We start from the raw sequence: 24540 nt of genomic DNA, 5'->3' as shown, positions 1-24540 counted from the left end.
TGTGGCATTTCAACGTTGCTTTTGATACTCAGAATAAAGGATTGAGCTTAGTAAGCTCTGACACGACCTTGAAGGTTAAGAAGTAATAACGAGACAATTGCGCCCGTGGTGTCACACAGCATATCTTTCTGTGCATCCCAAATATCGCCTTGTGACCCTAGGAACGCGATACCTTCGTCACCACCGGCAATCTCTGCATACCACCACTCAATAATCTCGTAACCAGCTGCAACACTCATGATTGCAAACAGTGCGAAGAAACACGCAATCATGGGTTGAGCCAACTTCTTGCGAATTAAGTACTCAGCGAGTGGGTAAGCATAAAGGCCAATAGAGAAATGGGCGACACGGTCAAAGTTATTGCGTTCAGAACCTATCACGTTATTGAACCAATCAAATGGCACTTCGGCGAAGGTATACTTCGCTCCTATCGTGTGTAAAATCAGCCAGATAAACATCAAAACATAGGCTGTCTTAGTGAAGGTGAGCTTTGTTGATAACCACCAAATCCCCACCAATATCGCAAGCGCTGGGACAATTTCGGCAATCCATACCGCTCTTGAAGAGGGAGCAAACGCTGAAAATAGAAACACAATTAAATACAGCGTCGTCAATGACAGTAATGGTCGATTTTGAGCAAGTGGCGTGATTGTCATATCAAGATCTCTCGTCGAAGTTTTGAATAGTGTTACACAATAATGAACAGTGTTCAATTGGGCTTTAATCACCAGATTTGTTGAAAAGTAGCGTTATCGCCCAGTATCTAGACAAACGGTTGCTAGAGTTTCACAAAAGTTTGATTTACAACAAAGCGATCCTTAAAATCGCTTTATTACTACATAACAAGAAAGAAAGTCATGAAACTGGAAACTGTCGATTACCTTGCTGACGACGCAGCAGAACAATTTGTTCGCTCTCTACGTGAAACTGGTTTTGGTGTTCTTAAGAACCATCCAATCCCAAAAGAGCTTGTTGAGTCAATTTACGAAAATTGGTACCAATTCTTCATCTCTGAAGATAAAGAGAACTTCCACTTTAATGTTGAAACACAAGATGGATATTTTCCACCTTCAGTGTCTGAAGTTGCTAAGGGCCACACTGTAAAAGACATAAAAGAGTACTTTCACGTATACCCTTGGGGCCAAATCCCTGAGCAGCTGAAAGAACAGATTCTAGATTACTACCAACGTGCGAACGCTTTTGCTCAAGAGCTGTTAGGTTGGGTTGAAGCTCATGCTCCTAAAGAAGTACAAGAGAAATTCTCTATTGCGTTATCAGAAATGATCAACGGCAGTGAGCAGACTCTGCTTCGTGTTCTTCACTACCCACCAATGCAAGGTGATGAAGAGCCAGGTGCAATCCGCGCTGCGGCACACGAAGACATCAACTTACTGACTGTACTTCCTGCTGCAAACGAGCCGGGCCTTCAAGTTAAAGCTAAAAATGACGAGTGGTTAGATGTACCATGTGATTTCGGTAACATGATCATCAACATCGGTGACATGCTTCAAGAAGCATCAGGTGGTTATTTCCCATCGACAACTCACCGTGTAATTAACCCATCAGGTGAACGCCAAGAGAAATCTCGTATCTCTTTGCCTCTATTTCTTCATCCGAAACCAGAAGTAGTGCTATCTGAAAAGTACACAGCAAACGAATACCTAATGGAACGTCTAAGAGAGCTTGGCGTTATCTAATGAGTTAAATGCTTCGTCCCTAAAACTAGGATAGATGTGAAAGGTCAGCTAAATTGCTGACCTTTTTTGTATCCGCACCAAAGAAGAGCGGCTTTATTGCTAACGATTGTGTTCAACTAAATGGTACTCAGTTTTTGACGATGAAAGGTGTCTTTAAGCCAAACGTTAGAAAGTTGTTTGTCCTTAAGCTCGACAAACCGAAGAAAATCGCTTTCAATTAAAGGAGATACGTTACGGGTGTGAAATAGGTCACGTATAGTATCTACTAGTCGAACAATCCATTAATTCAGAAATGTTAACTGAGTCAACTATGTCGAATCATCAAGATGTGAGAGCAAACTTTCATTGCCATATGGAAAACCCGTTGCTTTGGCCGATAATGGAAGTGCTTAAGCAAAAGCCAAGCGGATGGAAAGTACATACATTGGCGGCTCATTTGAACGACCTTGGGTTTGTGCCAGTGTTAGACCCGATACCTGAGAAAGAGTTGTTTAAAAAGAACTTCCTCATCATGAATGCGCTATATCAGCTTCAAGAAACTTTACACCCTGATGGTTGGCTCCAAGTCCAAGCGATGGACATTGAATTGATGAACGGTCGTTATCACGGAAGCAGCCACAGCATAGATCATCAAGACCCACTTCGAGACTACTATATTAATTGGGTTAACTATGAAGCGGATGAGGGCGAAGTCAAAAGGCTGTTGAACGAGTTTTGGACTCGATACAGAAAGTTTGTTGGTGGTGATGAACTCGATATGGATCGAAGCCGAGCATTGAACCTGTTTGAATTACCGCTGGATGCGACCCACCACGAGATTAGAAAGCGTTGGCGACAACTGGCGTTGAAATGGCATCCAGACAGAGAGCAAGGTAACACCGCAAAATTTCAGACACTCTGTGAAGCATGGCATGTATTACGAAGCTCGTAATCGAACGTAGCTTTTAGCTGCTTAGTTGGTTGGACACCTAAAATAGAAAGCCCCACATTGTGAGTGATACAAGCGGGGCTTGCTAAGTGCTGTAATTACGTTAGGCGTTGTAACTATTTTATTTGTTGGTGCTACGAGTGATCTTTCTCTCACCACTTTTATGCTCAAATGCATAGTCGAGTACTTTACGAATATAAGGTGCGCCGACTTTTGAACCGCCGTTACCATGTTCAATAACCACAGTCGCGACATATTCTGGGTGTTCATAAGGTGCAAAAGCCGTGTAAAGGGCGTGGTCAAGTAAATGCCTAGCGAGTTTCTTCGAGTTGTAGACCTGGTCTTTGGCAAGATCAAACACTTGTGCCGTACCTGATTTCCCACCACTCGTGTAGTTGCTTCCCTTAAATGCACGTCTACCACTACCACGACTGCCATGGTTTACGAGTCGCATTGCGTTGAGTGGTACATCCCAAATTCTATCGGGTACTTCCGTAATCGAAGGCATCGACTCAGGTTCAACAAGTTGCTGTGTACTAAAATCTTCACCGTGTTCTAAGGTGGCTCTTAATATATGCGGTGGCATTACCTTTCCATGGTTAACCAGTACCGAGGTCGCTTTCGCAAGTTGCATTGGCGTGGATGTCCAATAACCTTGACCAATACCAATCGGAACAGTGTCGCCTTGATACCACGGGGTACGATAACGCATCATCTTCCACTCTCGAGTCGGCATGTTGGCGGTACTTTCTTCATAGATATCGATACCCGTAGGTTCACCAAAGCCAAAGCGATTCATCCAGCTTGAAATGCGGTCGATACCCAAATCAAACGCGGTTTGATAAAAGAATGAATCAACGGACTCTTCGATGGCTTGGGTGACATCGACAGGGCCATGACCCCAGCGCTTCCAATCTCGCCATGATTTAGAGTTTCGTTTTGACCCCGGAATTCTCCAAACCCCATGGTCATTACGAATGGTATCCTCAGAGATGACATGTTCTTGCAGTCCTGCCACTGCCATAAATGGTTTAATAGTTGATGCAGGAGGATAAACACCTAAGGTCGTGCGGTTTACCAACGGATGAGCAGGATCATTTAATAGACGTTGGTAGTTCTTACTCGAAATGCCATCCACAAATAGGTTCGGGTCATAACTTGGGCTTGATGCCATCGCCAACACACTATTGTCTTTAGGGTCGAGAATAACTGCGCTTCCAGTTCGGTGATTAAGTTGTTCAAAGACGTATTTTTGTAGCTCAAGGTCTATATTTAGCACGATATCTTTGCCAGCTACTGGCGGCACGTACTCAATAGTTCGGACAACTCGTCCACGACTATTTACTTCGACTTCTTGATAGCCTTTAGTCCCATGTAGAATATCTTCATAGTAACGTTCAACTCCAAGCTTCCCGATGATTGTTGTAGCTTGGTAATTTGCGTCTATACCTTGTTCTTCGAGCTTTCTGAGGTCGTTATCATTGATGTGTGCTACATAGCCTAATACATGAGTAAGGACTTCACCATTCGGATAAAAGCGCTTTAAGCTGGTATCAATAGATAGGCCGGGGAATTGGTATTGATGCACAGAGAACTTTGCAATCTCTTCTTCCGTTAGATTCTCTAATATCGTCACTGATTTGAAACGGCGAGTGTTGTGATAACGTTTTTTGAATCGAGCGATCTGCTCGGCATCACGCGGGACGTATTTGTCTAGCTTGGCGAGCATTGCATCGACATTGTCGGTTTGCTCTGGAATCATCGTCAGATCAAAGACAAGCTTGTTCTCCGCAAGCAAGACGCCGTTACGGTCGTAAATCAGCCCTCGAGTAGGGGCGATAGGGAGTACTTTGATTCTGTTGCCATCGGCACGAGTTTGATAACTTTTAAAGTTTTCGACTTGGAGTCGATACAGGTTACCAACTAAGACAAGAGTGAAGAGCAAGATCCCACAAAACGCGACGATTACACGATTTTTGAATAGGTTTACTTCTTTTTTATGGTCACGCATCTTAACGCGTTTATGATTCATTGAAGCCTCAAAGTTTTGTTACATTTGGTTACACCTGTCGAGTCGGGACTTTATCTGAATATCACTAGGGTTTTGTAAAAGCTGTGTCATGATTTAGGAGATCTAAGGCATTAGATGGCGGTAAGCAACGCCTTTAATTTTCTCATTAGAAAAGTTGATAAGTAATTGATGTAAAGATTGGTTTTGTGAATTTCTAGAATTGAAGAGTTTTGAGAGTACTAGAGGTTAGATAAATAGAGGTCAGATAAATTACGGCCCTCAGAATGAGGGCCGTAGACAGTTAATTTGCTTACTTAGTAGCTAGTGACTTAGAAGCTTTAGTAAATTAGAAACTTAGAACTTCAAAAGCCTAGAAGCGCAATAAATCTATTATTTAACGAAATCAGTTCGAAGGCTTGAACTGAGATTTACGCATTCGGTTCAGAGCGGCCATCACATCTAATGTTCTTGGTTTCGCTAGGTCACCGTAGTTAGGCATGTTAGCGTGCCATTCGTTTTCTAAAATAGCTTTGAACTCTTTCGCAGGGTTGTTTGACCAACCTGGAGTTTGTGCGAATTGGAACCAAGCCCAACCGATCGCGTTCACTTCAGACGGCGACTCTAATTGCTCAAGGGCAGAAAGGTCTGCAAACTCTTTACCAAAACGCAGTGACTCTTTGCCCTTCGCGTTAACACGGAACTTACCGTCAGTCAGAATGTTCATGAGTGAAGCACGGTTCAATGAACGCGGCACAAACGTTTCTAAAGCCGTCTCACACTCGTTAGTACGCTGAGTAGGGTGCTGAGCAATAATGTCTTTTGCTTTTTCAGTCACATCTACCGCTTGGTAGTCGTGCATTTGAATCACAGTGTTCGCTACATCTAGGTAATCACCAGAACCGCCCATTACAACAATGGTAGAGATATCCATCTCTTCACGTAACTGGCCAATACGGTCAACAAGTGGGGTAATTGGTTCGTCGCCTTTTGACACTAGCGCTTGCATACGTTCATCACGAATCATGAAGTTAGTCGCTGACGTATCTTCATCGATAAGTAGAGTTTGAACACCGGCTTCAATCGATTCTTGCAACCAAGCAGCTTGAGACGTAGAGCCAGACGCATCTTGTGTGCTGAAATTAGAGGTGTCTTTTTGCATTGGTAAATGATTGATATAGTTCGATAGATTCAAGTTGTGCACACATCGACCATCTTCAGCGCGGATCTTCATCGTATCAATCGCAGTCACGATGCCTTCACGACCGTCACCGGGAATATGGTTATAGATAGAACGTTCAACCGCGTTCAACAGCGTAGATTTACCATGGAAGCCACCACCAACAATCAGCGTGATACCTTTTGGAATTCCTAGGCCTGTCACATCACCTTGGTTTGGTGTGTTTAAAGTAACGCTCAATGATTCTGGAGCAACGAAAGGCACTGCATCTTTCATTGGTAGGTCACAGTTACCCGCGATACGTGGTAGCACGCTGCCGTTTGCAACAAATGCCGCTAGGTTGTTTTCATCTAGTTGAGCACGCAGCGCTTCTTGGTCTTCGATCGTTTCACAATGTTTAATCATTGCGTCGATGTTCAATTCACGCTCAAGCGTCGCGCGACGAATAAACTTCGGTAAGTAAAACGTAATAATGTTGTTCGCTTTCTTAGCAAGAATGCTTCGGCCATCGGCAGGTAGATTGATACGGAAACGGATTTCGATGCCGTGTTCTGTGAAAACAACGGCTGTGTTGTCTAATACCGTTTGACCTGTCAGTGCGATAGACACGGTCGATTCTTGTTTTGCGAACTCAGAGAAGCTACGCGCGATAAAATCACGTGCTGCTACTTGGTATTCGTAAGACTTTTCTTTCAGCCAATCTAACCCAGTTAACGACCACGCGCGCGTTGCACGAAAACGAGAAGCTGACGCATATGGGTCACCTTGGATGTGGTCGATGTGTAATTCAAAATCAGCAAAGTCGTATTGACCTTTAATTTGTTGATATGCACGGTAGTTTTGTTTTTCGAGCTTTTTAAGCTTTGCAGTCAACTGATCCATAACGAGGAATGCCTATATAAGGGGAAAGATAAAAACAGAAAGGCGGCGATTATAAAAATCACCACCTTTAGAGTAAAGAGAAAGTAGACCTAAATCCAAAACTAACTGCTCTTTTTCGCTTTAAGCGTAACGAGTAGTCCCCAAATAGTTTTGATTGATTAAGCTGTGTTCGAATTCTTGGCTCGGCATTGGCCTTCCGTAAAGGTAACCTTGGCCCACATCGCAGCCTTCATTGATAATAAATTGCTCCTGAACTTCCGATTCTATGCCTTCAATGGTTACTTTTAGGTCGAGCTTTTTGGCAATTTGGACAATAGAACGAACAATTTCCGAGTCTTCCTGAGAGTTAAGCATTTGATCAATGAAGCTCTTGTCAATTTTAATGGTATCGAACGGAAATTTCTTCAGGTAACTGAAAGAGGCGTAGCCTGTCCCAAAGTCATCAAGTGACAATGTAACTCCAATGTCGTGCAACGATTCCAAGGTGTTCTTAGCGACAACTTCATCTGCAATAAGGCCGCTTTCCGTGACCTCAAGCTCTAAGAAGCTAGACTCTAAGTGGTAGGTTTCGAGTAGGTGAACCACTTGTTCCGCAAAGTGTACGTTCTTGAGTTGAATTGCAGATACATTCACGGCCATTTTGAAATCGTCGACGTATTCGGACCACTCTTTGGCTTTTTCAATCGCATTACGTAGAACAAAGCTACCCACTTCGAAAATCAAACCGTTTTGCTCAGCCATATGTATCAGGGTTTCGTTAGAAATGTCACCCAAAACAGGATGTCGCCAACGAAGCAAAGCTTCTGCACCAACCCAGCGATGTGTTAACGGACAGACTTTGGGTTGAAAGTAGAGCATAAGGTCATCATTACGAACGGCTTGAAGCAAATAGCCTTCGATCTTATTAATGTGGGTTTGTTCTTCGGTATGAGATTGAGAGTAGTAAGCGAACTTTTGTCCTGAATCTTTACACGCTAACATCGCTTCAGAAGACTTTTGTAGAATGCTTTCCGCGTCATCTTCGCCGTTCGTAATTGCAATTCCTATAAAGGCATGCAGATGCACTTTGTCACTTTCGATATCGAATTCTGAATGCCCGACCTTAACTAGCGTTTGGCAGAGTTCTTCGAGGCGTTGGTGCAAATCTTTAACGCTAAACGCCAATACGAGGTCAACCGAAGTAGGGCGTGCAGTTAATACTTCAAAATCAGAAATACTGTCGATGCGTTTTCGGTATTCAACAAGCACTTGGTCTAACGCGTTATAGCCGTATCGAGCCTGTATGCGTCTGCCGTTGGTAAAACCAATATGAACGACGGCAAATGAGCAGTCTGTCAGTCTTTGTTGTGACGCTAGCTTATGGTTTAAGCGGGATTCAAATGCGTTTCGGTTCAAAAAACCCGTACCGAGGTCATGATTCTTTTGAAAATTGATCTTTTGTTCTGCCGCTCTTCGCTTATCAATCTCTTGATTTAATGAATAATTGAGGCTAGCGAGATCTTTAGTACGTGTATAAACACGATTTTTCAAGTCTCTATTCATTTGAGTGAGCTTAGCATGCTGAAACAGAGTTTTAAGCTGAGATTCTATCGAGGTACGAAAGCTTTCCAAAAGCTTAATATAGGTTGGTGTGTAGTGATTCTCTTTCGAATCCAAGATACAAATGGTACCGAACAATTCGCCGTTAGGCCAAAGTATTGGGATACCACAGTAAGAGACTAAGCCTAGTTTGATGTCAGGGTTGTCTTCCCAGTCAGGATCAGCGAGGGCATTGGGCACAACAAGTTGTTGTTGAGACTCCATCACCGTTTCACAATAAAGCCCATTGCCTAAGGTTTCAGAGTCGCCTTTGTTGTATGGGTTGTTTTTACTGCGACTGGTTGAGAACACTTCAATATAGTTGGCGTGAACACGCATGATGAGTGCAGCGGGCACTTGAGTGATTTGAGCTAAGAGGTCAACAATGTTCTGCCAACCGGACTCCATATCGTCTGGAATATCTAAGTCTAGCGTTTTTATTTTCTTCATATGACTCCGAGTCAATTATGCTAAATGCATCAACACATCCTGTGTTAATTATGATGAACCAAATAAACTATGAATCTTACGTTTAGTAAGTATAAGAAATGTTGCACGAAAAAACCTCCGCAATTTTGCAGAGGTTTTCAAATGTGAATCCGGATCTCAGTAATGAGATAAGTTTCGATTAAGGCTTTAACTTTATAAAATCTTCTGTATTAAGTTTCTGGCTGTAGTCTACCGATGGTTGAGCAAATCCATTTAATTGCAGAAATTCCTCTTTAAACCCTTGGTAATCGCCTAAAGTTTGGAAGTTATTTTCATCCATCTTTTCTATTAGCTCAGTTACGTGAGCTTGGGTTTCTGGGTCTAGTTCCCAATCATCCATACGAATCAATCGCTCGCCATCAAGTGGTACTTTTGATTGACCATAAAGTTTGCTGCTAAACAGACGCTGCATTTGCTGGATACAACCTTCGTGGGTCTCTTTCTCTTTCATCACTTTATACAAAGCAAGTAGGTACGGGCTGAGTCCTGGGATGAAAACGCTCGCTTTAGTGACTAGGGCTTTACAGACCGTAGCGTAAGCGTTGCCATCAAAGTTTGCTAACTCTAGGTTAAGTGCGTGGCTTGTTTGATGAAGGTCAATCTTAGCGCGTCCCAGCGTACCATCTAAGTAAATAGGGTGCGTGACTTCTGGACCAACATATGAAAATGCGATTGTCTTGCAACCTGGTGCAATAGATTCAGCGTTGATGAGCTCATCTATCCATTGTTCCCAATCTTCGCCGCCCATCACTTTGAGTGTGCTTTCGGCTTCTTCTTCGGTCGCGGCATCAAGAGTGTTGGTCACCCAGTTGTCATGTTCCAGCGAAATAGTTGCACCCGTTACGCTTTCCCCAATAGGCTTAATCGCAGAGCGCCAAAATTCCTCAGAGTCTGGTTTAGGACGAACGCCTGCAGCTAAGCTATAGATAATTAGATCCACTTCCCCTTCGAAGTAGGTTTCAATGGCTTCGACAACTTGTGAACGTGTTTCTTGCGAAAATGCGTCGCCAACGATGTTGATAGCAGTGCGTTGCTCTCGTTCGGCTTCTTTTTTGAAGTAGATGTTGTTGTACCAACCGGCACTACCTAGGGATTTTTCGTTTGGACCGCGCTCGAATGAGACGCCTATAGTGTCAGCTTTTGCGCCGCCAAAAGTAAGGGCAATACGAGCGGCAAGGCCAAAGCCCGAGGAAGCTCCGATAATCAGTACTCGTTTAGGGCCATCTTTGATTTGCGGCGCACTCTTAACAAACTTGATTTGTTGCTTTACGGCTTCTTGACAGCCAAGAGGGTGAGCGCTTTTGGCTACCACACCCTTGATAACAGGTTCGATCAGCATAAATAACCTTACAGTTAACGGTGATATGCACTCAGGCTAACGTAAAGCTGTGTAAAATTTATTGAGCTAGACCATTAAAACTTAAAGATGCTGATATAATTCTTCGGCGACGAATTCAGCAATCCAAGGTTGGGCTTCTGGTTTTGGATGCAGTCCATCGTTCATCATCCACTCAGGTTTAAGGATGATATGCTCTAGGAAAAACGGCAAAAGTGGCACGTTTTGTTGATCAGCAAGCGCTGCAAAAACGTATTCAAATTGCTGGTTGTAACGCTTTCCGTAATTCGGTGGGATTTTAATCTGCATCATTATAGGTTTCGCGCCCGCAGCTTTTATCTGCTCAATGATTTGATCAAGATTCGCAGACATCAGCTTAGGTGGGAATCCACGAAGCCCATCATTCGCACCAAGTTCAATAAGAACGGTGTCTGGAGCGTGTTCTTCAAGCAATTGTGGTAGGCGGGCTAAACCATTGCCAGTTGTGTCACCAGAAATACTTCCGTTAACTACGGTTACCGTTTTGTCATGCTTTGCTAACGCGTCTGGTAACAAGCTTGGCCAACTCTGTTTGATGTCCATGTTGTAACCAGCACTCAAGCTATCACCAAGGACCAGTAACTTAGAATCTAACTCGGTATCTTGAGCCAAAGAAGCGGTTGAAAATAAAATAAAGAATAAAAAGGAAATTAGTCTAGTCATGCATACATCCATCATTAAAGCCGAGTCCGTTTCGAAGACAGTGTCTACTAATCAAGAACATTTAACAATCCTAGAGCATGTTGATATTGACATTCGCGAAGGCGAAACTGTCGCGATTGTCGGCACGTCTGGTGCAGGTAAATCGACCCTAATGACGTTGCTTGCCGGGCTTGATGTACCAACGAATGGCGAAATCAGTTTACTAGGGCAGTCACTTGCACAGCTTGATGACGAAGCTAGGGCGAAAATCCGAAGTGAGTCGGTCGGGTTTGTATTTCAAAGCTTCTTATTAATTCCAAGCCTTTCTGCGCTACAAAATGTCACGCTGCCTTGTTTGTTGAAAGGAGAAGACGAAGATATCGAACGTGCGACTGCTCTGCTTGAATCAGTAGGCTTAAAAGACAGGCTTGAACACTTGCCGTCTCAGTTATCTGGTGGTGAGCAACAAAGGGTCGCTTTGGCGCGCGCATTTATGATCAAGCCAAAAATCCTTTTTGCTGACGAACCAACCGGTAACTTAGACCAACAAACCGCAGCAAAAATCGTTGAACTATTATTTGAGCTGAACTCTTCTCACGGCACCACATTAGTATTAGTGACACACGATCCTAAGCTTGCGCAACGTTGCCAAAGAACACTTAAGATGCATGTCGGTCAGATAGAGGAAGTCTAAATTGAATTCATCAAACGGACTGAACAAACGCCTGTTCTCATGGAGTGTCGAAGAGATTCGACACGGTCAGTTGTGGCCAGTTTCCATAGCACTAACACTGATCATTGCGTGTGTTTTTGCATTGTCGGCATTGGCCGAACGTATGGAGCAGGTGATTGTTAAACAAGGCAAAGATGCGCTTACTGCCGATAGTGTGTTTATCTCAGCAAACCCAATCCCGCAATCCTTATTAGACCTCACTAAAGTTGAGCAATTTGAAAGCTCTCAGTTGACTCGTTTTTCAACCATGGCATTCAGTGACAACTCGATGCAGTTAGTGACGGTGAAAGCGGTTGAAAGTAATTACCCTTTACGCGGTGAGATGATCTTAGAGGGTGCAGATAAAGCATCCAGTAACCATGTGAAGCCGGGTGAACTTTGGTTAGACGAGCGAATATTCGCACAGTTAGAGGTTGAGATTGGTGACGATGTCACTATTGGCGATGCCGATTTAACGATAACTGGGCGAATCAAACAAGAACCAGGTTTGAGCTTTAACCCATTCCAACAAATGCCTGCTGTGCTAATTCATACCAGCGATATCGAGGCCACTGGAGCGATTCAACCGGGCAGTCGTGTTAGTTTTAGGCTGTTTCTAAACGGTGATGATACAAAACTGAAAGCCGCGCAAGAGAGTATAGAATTAACACCAAGCGATCGCTGGCGTACTCAAGATTCAGCCAGTCGTACCAACGACATGTTCGAAAGCACAACTCAATATCTTTCGTTAACCGTTGCTATCGTTGTGATCATGGCTGCGACCACTTTGGTACTCACGTGCCAACATTATGTTGCGAGTCGTCGCAAAACCATCGCGATGCTTAAGAGTTTGGGAGCAAGCAAGCAGTGGATCGTTAAATGGTTGTCAGTACAGGTATCTCTGTTAGTGGTTATCGGTGCAGTACTGGGAATTACCATCGGTATCGGCTTAGAGTTTTTGCTTCGTATACCTCTGGGCGACTTATTACCAACGCCACTTCCTAGCTATGGTATTGAACCTGCTATCTTGGCTATTTTATCAAGCATCTTAATTGGTGTTCCTGCTCTGGGTATTCCGTTAATTGGCTTGGTCAACACTTCTGCAATCAGCGTTATTCAATCAAGTCATCAGTCCAATGAAAGCTACAAGAAATACTTGTTGTTACTGGTACCGATTATTCCAATGATGCTGATGTATGGCGACAATCTATTGGTATGGATAGTTCTAGCGGGTATCGCTTGCCTGTTCTTAGTGCTCGCGATTGTCAGTACGTTTGTTCTGCGTTTAGTTGGCAAGCTGCCGACAACGACATCTATGCGTTTGGCATTAAGCCGAATTAATCGCACACCATTAGCAACAGGGATTCAATTTGGTTCTTTAGCGCTATCTTTGATGCTGCTATCGATCATTTGGTTGGTGAGAAGCGATCTACTGTCAGATTGGCAACAAACCTTGCCCGAGAATGCGCCCAACGCGTTTGCACTTAACATTGCAAGCTATGAGAAAGACAGTTACCTTGCAACCATTGATGAAAATGAAGTCGAACGTACTCAAGCATTCCCAATCATTCGTGGACGATTGACGACTATCAATAGTGTCGAAGCATCTGAGTATAGCGACACATCAGAGCGGACTGATGCTCTAAGTCGCGAAATCAACTTCACATGGGGAGATAGCTTGCCCGAGTACAATGAAGTGCTTGAAGGCAAATGGACGCAGGAGCAGGGCGTATCTGTTGAATCTGACGTGGCTGAGCAGCTAGGTCTGAAAATTGGAGATGAACTTGCTTTTACCATCAACAGTCAAAATGTATCAGCCAAGGTTAACAGCATCCGTAAAGTAGAGTGGCGAGAAATGAAGCCGAACTTCTACTTCATATTTACGCCAGATGTTTTGAGCTTTATTCCTTCTACTTGGCTAGTGAGCTTTAGATTAGAAGAGCGACACAATCAAATGCTCAACGAACTCTCTCGAAATCACCCAACCGTGAGTTTGATGGATATTCGTAAGATGGGCAGCAAGATCCAAGAGTTGCTCAAACAGATTGTTTGGTCGATAACGGTACTTGCGGCGTTAGGTGTGGTTGCGGGGCTGTTGCTTATCTTTACTTTGTTGAGATTGAGCTTATCTCAAAGACAACAAGAAATACGTTTATACCGAACGTTAGGCGCAAGTAAGAAACGCATTCTCAATACCATTTGGTGTGAGTACGGTTTAATGGCATTAGTGGCAGGCTCAATTGCTGCGCTCGGTTCTGAGCTCAGTGTCGCAGGGGTAATGAACTTTGGCTTCGAACTAGAACCTTCACTCCACCCGATGCTTTGGGTGATGCTACCTGTGCTAACATTTATAACATTGGCCGCAGTGGTGAACAGCTTGATAAAACGTCTATTGGCACCAGTAAACAAGGATTTTGGTTAGTCGTTAGCGTGATCTAACCAAATGCTTAAAACGGTTTAAAAGTGAGATTATTTGTATTTAGTCATGCACTATTTATAAGGCGTCGCTTTAGACCGTTTTTTATTTGACCAATGCGTAGCACAACTAGCAAATATCTCACCTTTATTTTCCAACTTTTTAGTATTTTTTAAAACTAATTGCGCAATAATGCCGATTTAATGAACAGTGGTTAGTCCCTGTAAACAAAGGGTTTGCGCAACTTAGCAAGAACGTTATCAACAGTTATCCACAAAAACGGTGGATAACTTTAGGGATAAGTTAACCTCTATGTTTTAAGAGTACTTAGGCAGCCTTTATGTGGCGTCACTTAGGACAAATTTGACTGTTAGAATAACCTTCAAAACTCTATCTGGAGTTATTGAGTCAAGAGGTTATTTATGTTTTTTACATAGATATTAAATCCCGCCTATCTAAGACCTTGATAAAAATGTGTTTTAATTCATCTCAGAACAAAAGTAGAATAGCGGCAGTTAATCTTATTCTACAGAACACGATGAACCACAACAAAACGGATACAAATCAACCTTCTATTGCCATTGTTGGTGGTGGTATTGCCGGAACCACGAGCGCTATTCATTTTAGTGAGCTGGGTTTTAAGGTCATTATCTTGGAAAAAGGGCCAAGTTTGGTTAATGGGCCACCCATTTGCCACTTGCACGCTGGCGGCAATTTGTATCGAGATATTTCTGTAGAGCAGTGTCTTCAGTTACTCACGCAGTCAATTGATACCGTCCGCTTGTTCCCTCATACGATCAATATTCGTCCTACAATCATCGCGGTTCCGCACAGTGATGGTGGAGAACCGTTGGATCTACTTCCTCGCCTTAAGATAATCAAGAACGCTTATGCCGAGCTTGTTAAACAAGATAAAAGCAACCAAGTGCTTGGTGATCCGGAAGAGTATTACAAGCTGTACAGCAAACAAGATTTATTAGCGCTTTCTGCGAAAACACAGCCTCTGAAACCCACATCGCTTGATGATTGGTGTATTCCTTTTGCCAAACATACCGATTTAGAAACCCTTAAGTATCCTGTTGCTATGGTTCAAGAGTATGGTTGGAGCGTATTCCGCTTATCTGCAACCGCTCAACTCTCTTTGGGGCAACAAGCAAACTGTACTGTGTTAACCAACAGCCGATTACAATCTGTTGAGTCGACAGGCCAAGCTTGGACTTTGACTTATACAGACGCCGAAAACCAAAGTTGCCAACTAACGACCGATTACTTGATCAATGCGAGTGGATTTGAAACGGGTATCGTGGACGACTTTGTTGGCTCTAAGCAGCAAAGACTTGTTGAGTTTAAAGCTGCATACGTTACAGAGTGGCCATCTTCACAACAATGTAAGGAAGAGTGGCCAGAGGTTATCTTCCATGGTCCTAGAGGCACACCGCAAGGCATGGCCCAATTAACGCCGTATGCTGATGGTGTGTTCCAACTTCACGGTATGACAGAAGGGATTACTCTGTTTGAGGGTGGTCTTGTTTCTTCATCAACAGATTCGTCACAGCCACAGTTACCTTCGAAGCTTCTTAAGAAAATCGTATCGGGTTGGAGTGAAGAGCAGCTTGAATTAAGAACTCGTGCTGCAATAAAGCATATGTCTCAGTTCATTCCAAGTTTTCTCTCTGCACAGGTGGGCGGCAAGCCGTTGTTCGGTGCTCAACAGATTCCGGGAACCGATCCTAGCTTACGAGCTTCAGACGTTTCATTCTGTGGTGATCGCTATGCTCGACTTGAAGTAGTAAAAGCGTCTTCAACGTTAGAGGCGGCGCAAAAAGTTGCTGAGCAATGGTTTGATATTGCGGAGGCTGTTTCGATTGAAGAGACCCACCCAGTGACGCTGTCACTTAAGTTGGGTGATATTGAAAATAGAGCGATAGGTTTAACTCAAGAGCGCGGATACCCAAATGCTCTTGCTAAGGTATCAGGGCAAGAACACGGTTAAAATTACGCTAATTCGCCTAGCGCTTAAATCGCGATTGTCTTGCCAAAAGCACAGTCCAGCTTGCTGCCAACAGTAAGCTGGACTTTTAGTTTATACGTCTTGATCGAGTGGCATTTATCTAAAGGTGCGCATCAATAACCGAAAAATTGCGCCCACTGACACCATACATCTTGTAAGCCCAGCCTGTCGCCTTTACTAAACGATATTTCATGTCCAGGTTTGGCTTGTGCTAAGCGTGGTAAGTCGATTCTCGCGACGCAACCAATCTTCGGGTAACCACCAATGGTCTGCCTATCATTTAGCAACACGATAGGCTGCCCATCTTGGGGGATTTGAATAGAGCCCAAGGCGATACCTTCTGACAAAAGCGAAACCTCAGGCGAGGCGACTGGGTCGCCACTAAGTCGATAGCCCATCCGATTAGAGTTTTGATCAACGTGATACTGTGCGTTATACAAAGTCTCTTTTGCTGACTTCGAGAATAGCTCGCTTTGATAACCTTCAATAACTCGTAGGTTCACGGGTAGGTTGTAATTAGGTGTGTATCGGAAGGTGACACTCAGTGCTTTAAATGGGCGAGATAGTTGGTGTTGGGTAAAAGCTATTTGTTGCCCTTGCTGGCATGGCTCTCCATCTTGTGTTAATCCACCAATCTTTTCACGAGTCACTGTAGAACAGCTATGAAGAGTTAATGGAACATCGAAGCCACCCTTAACGGCTAAATACGCCCTTAGACCATTTTTAGGTAAACCAAATGAAAGAACTTGCCCTTCGAAAGCTTGAAAAGTACGCCAGTTAGACAGTGGTTTACCATCGAGCTTAGCTTGTAAATCGCCACCACATAATGCCATTTCGCAATCAAAATCGATTCGCAACGCACATTGCCCAAGCGTAATTTCCAATACCGCTCGGTTTACTGGGTTTCCCAATAAGTGATTGGCCCAGCTATAAGAGTAATCATCAACCGGACCTCCTTGTGTCAATCCAAGGTGAGCAACACCAAATCGCCCAAAGTCTTGAATTAGACTCAACGGTCCGGGCTTAATCACTGTCAGTGTTGGTTTAGCTATTGTTTTAACCATTAACGGCACCTCCACTAATCGCCATAAACCTAAGCTCAATAAATTCTTGTTTTGATATCGCGGTGAAACGAACGGTGTCACCGACATTAAGTAGTGATCGTGGCGTTTGCGTGTTACCAGCGTTCTTCAATTGGCTGTGCTCAAACAACGGCAGCGGGCAATTGCCAATAATATTCCAGCCACCCGGTGAATCCGAAGGGTACACAGCCGTTTTTGTATCCGCGATGGCGATACTGCCTTTCGGTACATTTAAGCGGGGTGTGGAATGACGGGGCAAAGCAAGCTCATTAACCACATCAGACATAAACGCAAAGCCAGGCGTAAACCCAATCGCACTGACGCTGTATGTCTGTGAGGTGTGGTATTGAATAATATCGTCCAGAGACAGGCCTTTGTCTTGATACCTGTCTAGATCGAGCGCCGTTTCGGGTGAATAATAGGCAGGAAGATCAATAGTATTACGAGTGTTACTCACATTAGAGAAAGACGATAGAGAGTGATTTAACAAATCATTGAGTTGTTGAATGAACTGATGTTCTGAAATTCGATAAGGCAAGTAGTCCACCAGAACGGTGTGGTAAGCCGGTGTCACATTCATCAACACTGATGCTAAGTTTTGGCGAATAGCATCGGAAAAGTGAGCCATGTACTGCGCATATTCAGCACTAGATTGTTTATTTGAAGGCGATAGCGTCAAGGTGACCAAGATACTACATTCTGCGACTGGCACTATATTGAATTCAATCTGATTCGTCGTCATTTCGTTTCCATACGTTTGTTTGCTTAGCTTTGGTTTGATTACTTGGCGTGTCTAACTTCCGTGTCCAGGAACTAGATTTTATGAGTTATTGGTTAGGCAAGCGATTAAGCCGTGCGCCCTACACATCACACGCGCTAGTTAAAAGCATTGAGGTCTTGTCTGATTTTTCTAATTAATGCGATGGATTGAGGGTTATCGCCATGGACACAGATGGTATCCGCTTCAATGGGTAGCCTTTCACCTTCAATGGTCGTGACAGAACCATAGTTAATGATTTGCATGACTTGGTTGTAGATGTCGTCTTGATTGACGTAAACCGAGCCTTTTTGAGTTCGCGGTGATAACTGTCCGTTATTTAAATAGGCACGATCGGCAAATGCTTCAAATAAGAGTGGCAAGTCGTGATCGTCAGCAATATCCAAGTATTGCTGATTGTCTGATGAAGAGAGAATCATCAAGGGGATATTAAACTCAGCGACCGCTTGGGCAACAGCGTTGAACACATCGATATTTGCCATCATATCGTTGTAAAGGGCACCATGAGGTTTCACGTAGCCGACAGAGGTATGGTGATAGCGGCAAAGCGCTTGTAGTGCACCGACTTGATAGCAAACCAGTTCACTGATTTCATCCATGGTATGGGGGATAGAGCGACGTCCAAAACCAACTAAATCTTGATAACCGGGGTGAGCACCAATTTGAGTATGATAGTGCTGAGCCAGTTTAATGGTCTTGGACATAACGTGCGGATCGGAAGCGTGAAAACCACAAGCAATGTTCGCCATATCAACCCATTCCATGACAGATTCATCATCGCCCATCTTCCAGTTACCGAAACTTTCTCCCATGTCGCAATTAAGCAGAATCTTCGTTGTCACGTGGTGTTAATCCTTTACGTTGTTGTATCTAAAGACGTTCGTATAAATGACAGAATTAAACAGTGACCTAACTCAAAGTTTTGCGGTTATGAATTTATTAGTACAGCATTTCATATATAGTCTATTATCAATAAAAACATTAATATTTGTCTGTATATTAGGTGAGCGTATGATTTCCCGACCAGTTTGCTTAGGATTAGCATTGACCACACCAGCTTGTGTAATGGCTCAGGAAAACTCTCTAGATCAACTCATGTCAATGAGCCTTGAAGAGCTATCTATGTTAGATGTTGAAATGGAAACAGCATCTAAGGTTACTCAAAAACTCACAGATATTCCCTCGTCTGTGTATGTACTTTCAAACGAGCGAATTCAGCGCAGCGGTGCAAAAAGTATCGCCGAAGTTTTAAAACTCGTACCGGGTTTAAAAGTTACTAAATTCAATGAAACATCTTGGTTTGTCTCTACAAGAGGATTTCATGACGGTCTCTATAACAAAATGTTGGTGATGATGGATGGGCGGAGCCTATTTAGCCCTGTCTATGGTGGAACTTATTGGTCCGACGTTGATTACGTACTCGCTGATATTGACCGAATCGAAGTACTAAAAGGGCCGGGTGGTACAATTTGGGGAGGCAATGCTGTCAACGGCGTCGTAAATATCATTACTAAGTCTGCTAATGATACACAGGGGACTTATCTCTCTGGTGTCGCTTCTAATACGGATAACTATGAGTTTAGCGTTCGTCAGGGCTTAAGCTTGAACGACAATGTGAACGCTCGTGCGTTTTATAAGTACCGAGAAGAACCAACGTATCGCACAAACGAATCTGAAAAATGGAAAGCGCAAACTGCTGGTATGGTGTTTCAACCGAGCAATACCAATGAAAGTTGGTCATTACGTATAGGCGGTGAAAAAAGCTTTTATGAGTCTGAGCTGTACACGTTCCAGTATGACAACTCAGGATCGTTTGTCGAATCAGAATCCAATGATTTCGATAACAAGAGTCAATCTTTTTACGTCCAATTTAACGACTCCCTTCATTTTGAAGAAAATTCGACACTCTCGTATTCGCTATGGGGAGAGTATAATGAGGACAATGCGCCAGACGCCCCGGGAAGCTATTCCACCATCGATTTTGACTCTACCTATATCAGCCAGTTATCGGTAAACCATCAAATGACACTCGGCGGTGGATTGCGATACATGTATCTCGACTTCTCTTCAAGCCAAGTTTCTGACGTCGATTGGTATAACCCAGATTACTACGGTCGAGCTTATAACATTAAATCAGCAAATGACTATATTGCGAATGCTTTTGTTCAATCTCAAATTCAATTGACCGAAGCACTATCTATTACGGTTGGCGCTAAGGTAGAACACTTTACACAGAGTGATTCGACGGAACTTTCACCTCAACTGCGCGGTTTATACAAGTTAAATCAACGTCACTCTGTCTGGGCGGGACTAAGTCGTGCGGTCGTTGCGCCTTCTTATATGGATTCAAACTCCACATACTACTTCAACAGTTACTATGCCGATTCAAATGACAGTTACCTCGATGTCTATAAATCGGACTCGAACCTAGAAACAGAGAGTGTCATTACAGCTGAGATGGGATATCGCTATTCTAACAATTCAAACTTCGAGCTCGATGCGACGATATATTTAAGTGAACATGACAACCTTCGCTTCCATAGTTATGACGCTAGCGATATCCCGGCAAATCATGTCTATGTCGGCGCGCTATCTGACGACTATAAAGCGAAAACTTATGGGCTAGAGTTGGGGGCGAGTTATCACCTAACTGAAGATCTAACCAGCTACCTAAGCTACGCTTACACAACGCTAGAAGGTGAAAATAAAGGTGATGACCCTAAATCTAGCCCTCAAACGAGTGTTTATTACGATATTGATAATGAACATTTAGCTACGGCACAGTTGATGTGGAATATCACCGATAGTTGGCAATTCGATGTGATAGGCCAGTACATTAATGTGAATTACCCAGACTATTGGGTAGCGGGTGATGGCACTCAATATGAATGGCAATCTTACCCGCATGAAATAACCTTTGATGCGCGTCTCGCATGGAAAAAATCGTCCGCAGCGCCTTTAATTGAAGTGGTTGTTGAAAACATAGGTAAGAGTGACGGCTATCAAGCTGAATTCACATCTCAGAAAAGCGTCAATCAAGAGTCGGTGTATGTGAGGGTCTCTCATGAATTCTAAATGGCTTAAGCACCGCATTAAGCTCTGCTTCACTAAATTAAGCCTTGCCGCTTTGACTATGCTTATTGTGCCTTGGAATACATCGGCGGCTAGCTTCAAACCGCATGAAGTTAAAGCGGTGTACCTGTTTAGAATTGCGAACTTTATTCGTTGGAATGACGAAAGCACAATGAATGTTGTTAACTTTTGCGTTATTGGCGATAAAAAAGTAAGCAAAGTACTAGCGTCAATTACAGAAGGGAAATCTATTCGTTCACTCGATATCCGAGTTCAACAATCGGTGGCGCCTAAGTGTGATATCACCTATCTATCTGATCTGGATAATAACGAATTTAGTAGCAATGCACACTCACCCCATACTGTCACGATCAGTGATATTCCTAACTTTACGGATATGGGAGGTATCATTGAGTTAACGCACATTGATAACAAGCTCAAACCTAAAATCAACTTAACAAACGCGAGACGTGGTGAATATATCATCGGTTCAAATTTGTTACGAATCGCTATAGTGGAGGGCCAGTAATGCTGTCTTTCATTAATAATATATCGATTAAAAACAAGCTGATCTTGCCGATTATTATCTTTATCGGGGTTACTTTCGTCACTATTCAATCAGTTAATTACACTGTCACTTTTGAACGAGAGAAAGAGAGCCTGATCCAGCGAGTTAAGGTATTGGCGCAAGGGGTAGCATATAACCTACAAGCAGCAATCTTATTTGAAGATAAGTCGTCTGCTCAGGAGATTTTATCAGCGTTCATTGCAGATAGAGATATTGTGAGGGTAAAGCTCTATGACACTAATGAGCAGTTATTTGCTAACTATCAAGTGAGCAATACCTTGATCCCAAGGCCGACTGCTGATGAATTAATTGATATCGCGGATCATCAATTTGCCATCTCTGAACATTTCATCTTTTTGCTTGTTCCGGTGACTCTGGATGATGCTGTTATCGCGAACTTGAGAGTGACGATATCAAAACAGACGTTTAATTCGATCTTAACGAATATTTTCAAGGTTGCAGCCGTCTACCTGTTGTTTCTGGTGATATTAGGGGGAATATTGGTCAAATTGGTTCAACGCTTGATTATCGAGCCGATGTTTGACCTCAATGAGGCGATGCAAGCCTTTGTTGAGCGCCGATCAGAACAACCAAAATTAGTCGTAACCAACCGTGATGAAATAGGGGATCTGGTTCGCGCATTCAATACCATGCTGGAAAGGCTTCAACATCGCGATAACCAAATCAATTTTACGCTAGATAAATTACAAGAAGAAAAATCATTCGCAAATGAAGTGGTTGAAACCGTTCAGCACTCGTTGTTAGTCGTGGACGACAAAGGGCTCATCGTTCATGCGAATGTCGCCACTCGTGATATTTTTAAGTGCTCAGAAGCGTTTCTTGACAACTTGTTGATCCAAGAGCTGATCACAACGAAGCAAAAAGGATTTTTACAAGACGTCATCGACGCCAATATTGAGCTCAATGACGAACTACTTGAAACCACAGATCTATTTCAATCAAAGCGCTGGCTTCGTGTGAGTAGTCGTTCGCTGTCAAAACAGGGCCGTATACTTTATGCAATACAAGATATAACTGAAATAGAGATAGCAATGAGCCGCCAACGTATTGCGGCAGGTGTTTTCGAGAACAGTAAAGACGGGCTTATAGTATTAAATTCGTGTAACGTAATTACTATGGTTAACCCAGCTGTGACTCAACTTCTCGGTTATCACGCCGATCTGCTGGTGGACAAAACACCATTTGAAGCATTTTCTTGGCAACAATTCTCTTCATTAATGCCGACTATTCGTAGCTCATTGGAAAATTATGGCCAGTGGCAAGGAGAAATCTGGGAGAAGAGTGCGTCTGGCACCTTGATTCCAATGTTTGTCAAAGTGAATAGAGTTTCATCAGACAATGAAAAAGATGAGTTTGATATGGTATTAACGCTGTCGGATTTATCTAACGTCAAAGAGATGGAGAGGCTCGAACACTTGGCTCATCACGACGCGTTAACAGGATTAGCCAATAGAGCTCAACTGTATAAGGTGATGGATGATGTCATAACCTCTAGTCATTATTCAAATCAGCTCTTTGCGGTGATCTATTTGGATCTTGATGGTTTTAAACACGTTAACGATAATTATGGACACGATGCGGGCGACGCAATTCTCAAACAAGTATCAAATAGGCTGTTATCTCAGGTACGGGCAGGTGATTTGGTTGCACGTTTGTCGGGAGATGAATTCGTTCTTATTATTAAACAGACAAACAAAGCCTTGTTGGTTAAGTTAGCTGAACGATTGTTAGAGCTTATTGGACAAGAAGTAAGTTATAAACAGAGCTCACTTCATGTTGGAGCAAGCTTGGGGATCCATTTAGTTGATGGCTCTGAGCGCGATATTGACGTGATTCTGAGAATTGCTGATGAGGCGATGTACCAAGCGAAACGCAAAGGAAAAGGGCAATTTGTGTTCTCTCATGATGGTTAATTGCCTCAGGCATTTGTGACCTCAACCTAAGTTGTTGTATCATAAGTGATAGGTTGAGTATTTTTAATTAAAAGGTCTGCTAAACATGAATGTTCTAGTTACAGGTGGCATGGGTTACATTGGTAGCCATACAAGTATCCAGATGATTAACGCAGGTATGACTCCTGTACTTTTTGATAGCTTGTACAACAGTAAACCAAGCGTTCTAGAGCGTATCGAAAAGGTATCTGGCGTTCGCCCTAGCTTCATTGAAGGCGACGTTCGTGATAAAGCGCTTTTAACTGAAACCATGAAGAAACATAACATCGAAGCGGTTATCCATTTTGCAGGCCTTAAAGCAGTCGGTGAGTCAGTGGCAAAGCCTCTTGAATACTACGACAATAACGTAAATGGCACGTTAGTTCTTGTTGATGCAATGCGTGACGCTGGTGTTAAAACTTTAGTATTCAGTTCTTCAGCAACGGTGTACGGCGATCCTGCGAGTGTGCCTATCACAGAAGATTTTCCAACTAGTGCGACGAACCCTTACGGTCGAAGTAAGCTAATGGTTGAAGAGTGTTTAACCGATTTCCAAAAAGCCAATCCAGATTGGAGTATTACACTGCTGCGTTACTTTAACCCTGTAGGTTCACATCCAAGTGGTGAGCTAGGTGAAGACCCGCAAGGTATCCCAAATAACTTAATGCCATTTGTCTCTCAAGTAGCAGTGGGCCGACGTGAATTCCTATCTGTCTTTGGTAGTGATTACCCAACAAAAGATGGGACCGGTGTTCGTGATTACATCCATGTAATGGATCTATCTGACGGCCACATTGCAGCGCTCGAGAAAGTAGGGCGTAAAGACGGTCTTCATATCTACAACCTTGGTACAGGTAACGGTTCAAGTGTATTAGATATGGTTAAAGCATTTGAAAAAGCGAGCGGCAAAGATATCCCTTACCAACTTGTTGATCGTCGTCCGGGTGACATTGCTGAATGTTGGGCAGACCCAGCCAAAGCTCAAAAAGAACTCGGTTGGAATGCGACACGCACACTGACTGAAATGACCGAGGATACATGGCGCTGGCAGTCAACCAACCCTGATGGTTTTCCTGGCTAACCGAGTTGTTTCATGAATGGTTAATGTACAAAAAGATGCTTTAGAGCATCTTTTTTGATCTAAATCGAATAAAAACTGAATTAGCGGTT

General features: G+C 43.3%; 18 protein-coding genes. 9 read left to right on the top strand and 9 right to left on the bottom strand.

Translation table 11 applies throughout. The annotated features are described in order from the left end of the window. Window positions 1–47 precede the first annotated feature (47 nt). Window positions 48–656: a DUF2238 domain-containing protein gene (locus AB8613_RS22555; protein WP_285954503.1), complete on the bottom strand. Its 609-nt coding sequence runs from the start codon at window positions 654–656 to the stop codon at window positions 48–50. A gap of 201 nt (window positions 657–857) precedes the next feature. On the opposite strand from AB8613_RS22555, the gene AB8613_RS22550 reads away from it, so the two are divergent. Together AB8613_RS22550 and AB8613_RS22545 are read left to right on the top strand one after the other, a co-directional pair. Next, window positions 858–1697, top strand: a complete 840-nt coding sequence (locus AB8613_RS22550) for an isopenicillin N synthase family oxygenase (RefSeq protein ID WP_146491598.1) — start codon at window positions 858–860, stop codon at window positions 1695–1697. Between the two features lie 310 nt (window positions 1698–2007). After that, the gene (locus tag AB8613_RS22545; protein WP_146491597.1) at window positions 2008–2628 is read left to right on the top strand and encodes a DNA-J related domain-containing protein; all 621 of its coding nucleotides are present in this window, start codon (window positions 2008–2010) and stop codon (window positions 2626–2628) included. A 118-nt stretch (window positions 2629–2746) separates the two neighbouring features. Here the strand turns inward: AB8613_RS22545 and mrdA are convergent, their stop codons facing one another. The 5 genes from mrdA to AB8613_RS22520 all read right to left on the bottom strand — a co-directional run bounded on the left by mrdA (window position 2747) and on the right by AB8613_RS22520 (window position 10800). After that, window positions 2747–4657, bottom strand: a complete 1911-nt coding sequence (mrdA, locus tag AB8613_RS22540; protein WP_372385077.1) for a penicillin-binding protein 2 — start codon at window positions 4655–4657, stop codon at window positions 2747–2749. Between the two features lie 382 nt (window positions 4658–5039). Then, a complete protein-coding gene (locus AB8613_RS22535; RefSeq protein WP_372385076.1) occupies window positions 5040–6695 on the bottom strand; it encodes a P-loop domain-containing protein in 1656 nt (551 codons plus the stop codon). A gap of 120 nt (window positions 6696–6815) precedes the next feature. Beyond that, window positions 6816–8723 carry an EAL domain-containing protein gene (locus tag AB8613_RS22530; RefSeq protein ID WP_372385075.1) on the bottom strand — a complete coding sequence of 636 codons (1908 nt, stop codon included), beginning with the start codon at window positions 8721–8723 and terminating at the stop codon, window positions 6816–6818. 178 nt (window positions 8724–8901) lie between these two features. Beyond that, window positions 8902–10101 (bottom strand): enoyl-ACP reductase FabV, encoded by a 1200-nt coding sequence (gene fabV, locus AB8613_RS22525; RefSeq protein WP_372385074.1) that lies wholly within the window; start codon window positions 10099–10101, stop codon window positions 8902–8904. A gap of 81 nt (window positions 10102–10182) precedes the next feature. After that, window positions 10183–10800, bottom strand: coding sequence for an arylesterase (locus tag AB8613_RS22520; protein ID WP_372385073.1), 618 nt, complete (start codon window positions 10798–10800; stop codon window positions 10183–10185). Between AB8613_RS22520 and AB8613_RS22515 the strand changes: the two genes are divergently transcribed. The 3 genes from AB8613_RS22515 (at window position 10799) to AB8613_RS22505 (ending at window position 15900) form a co-directional block, all read left to right on the top strand. After that, window positions 10799–11473, top strand: coding sequence for an ABC transporter ATP-binding protein (locus AB8613_RS22515; protein ID WP_372385072.1), 675 nt, complete (start codon window positions 10799–10801; stop codon window positions 11471–11473). The two genes, AB8613_RS22520 and AB8613_RS22515, sit on opposite strands and share 2 nt — an antisense overlap. A 1-nt stretch (window position 11474) precedes the next feature. Beyond that, on the top strand, window positions 11475–13913 hold the full coding sequence (locus AB8613_RS22510) for an ABC transporter permease (RefSeq protein ID WP_372385071.1): 2439 nt from the start codon (window positions 11475–11477) through the stop codon (window positions 13911–13913). Window positions 13914–14445: 532 nt separating this feature from the next. Further along, window positions 14446–15900: an FAD-dependent oxidoreductase gene (locus AB8613_RS22505; RefSeq protein WP_372385070.1), complete on the top strand. Its 1455-nt coding sequence runs from the start codon at window positions 14446–14448 to the stop codon at window positions 15898–15900. Between the two features lie 131 nt (window positions 15901–16031). Here AB8613_RS22505 and AB8613_RS22500 read toward each other — a convergent pair whose 3' ends face one another. The 3 genes from AB8613_RS22500 to AB8613_RS22490 form a co-directional block, all read right to left on the bottom strand. Further along, window positions 16032–16982, bottom strand: a complete 951-nt coding sequence (locus AB8613_RS22500; RefSeq protein WP_372385069.1) for a biotin-dependent carboxyltransferase family protein — start codon at window positions 16980–16982, stop codon at window positions 16032–16034. Beyond that, the gene (locus tag AB8613_RS22495) at window positions 16975–17742 is read right to left on the bottom strand and encodes an allophanate hydrolase subunit 1 (protein ID WP_372385068.1); all 768 of its coding nucleotides are present in this window, start codon (window positions 17740–17742) and stop codon (window positions 16975–16977) included. Before AB8613_RS22495 ends, AB8613_RS22500 begins: the two co-directional genes overlap by 8 nt. 134 nt (window positions 17743–17876) lie before the next feature. Then, on the bottom strand, window positions 17877–18620 hold the full coding sequence (locus AB8613_RS22490; protein WP_017095551.1) for a 5-oxoprolinase subunit PxpA: 744 nt from the start codon (window positions 18618–18620) through the stop codon (window positions 17877–17879). A gap of 169 nt (window positions 18621–18789) precedes the next feature. Here AB8613_RS22490 and AB8613_RS22485 point away from each other — a divergent pair, with 169 nt between their 5' ends. From AB8613_RS22485 to galE, 4 genes are all read left to right on the top strand, one after another. Next, window positions 18790–20853 carry a TonB-dependent receptor plug domain-containing protein gene (locus tag AB8613_RS22485; protein ID WP_372385067.1) on the top strand — a complete coding sequence of 688 codons (2064 nt, stop codon included), beginning with the start codon at window positions 18790–18792 and terminating at the stop codon, window positions 20851–20853. Next, window positions 20843–21379 carry a YfiR family protein gene (locus AB8613_RS22480; RefSeq protein WP_146491586.1) on the top strand — a complete coding sequence of 179 codons (537 nt, stop codon included), beginning with the start codon at window positions 20843–20845 and terminating at the stop codon, window positions 21377–21379. Before AB8613_RS22485 ends, AB8613_RS22480 begins: the two co-directional genes overlap by 11 nt. After that, the gene (locus AB8613_RS22475; RefSeq protein ID WP_372385066.1) at window positions 21379–23352 is read left to right on the top strand and encodes a diguanylate cyclase; all 1974 of its coding nucleotides are present in this window, start codon (window positions 21379–21381) and stop codon (window positions 23350–23352) included. The genes AB8613_RS22480 and AB8613_RS22475 overlap by 1 nt, the downstream gene beginning before the upstream one ends. 85 nt (window positions 23353–23437) lie before the next feature. Continuing rightward, on the top strand, window positions 23438–24451 hold the full coding sequence (gene galE, locus AB8613_RS22470; protein WP_061016972.1) for a UDP-glucose 4-epimerase GalE: 1014 nt from the start codon (window positions 23438–23440) through the stop codon (window positions 24449–24451). Window positions 24452–24540 lie beyond the last annotated feature (89 nt).

This window comes from Vibrio sp. BS-M-Sm-2, assembly GCF_041504345.1.
Classification (GTDB): Bacteria; Pseudomonadota; Gammaproteobacteria; order Enterobacterales; family Vibrionaceae; genus Vibrio; species Vibrio satsumensis.
The sequence above is the reverse complement of the archived record's forward strand: the minus strand, read 5'-3'. Positions and strand labels throughout refer to the sequence as shown.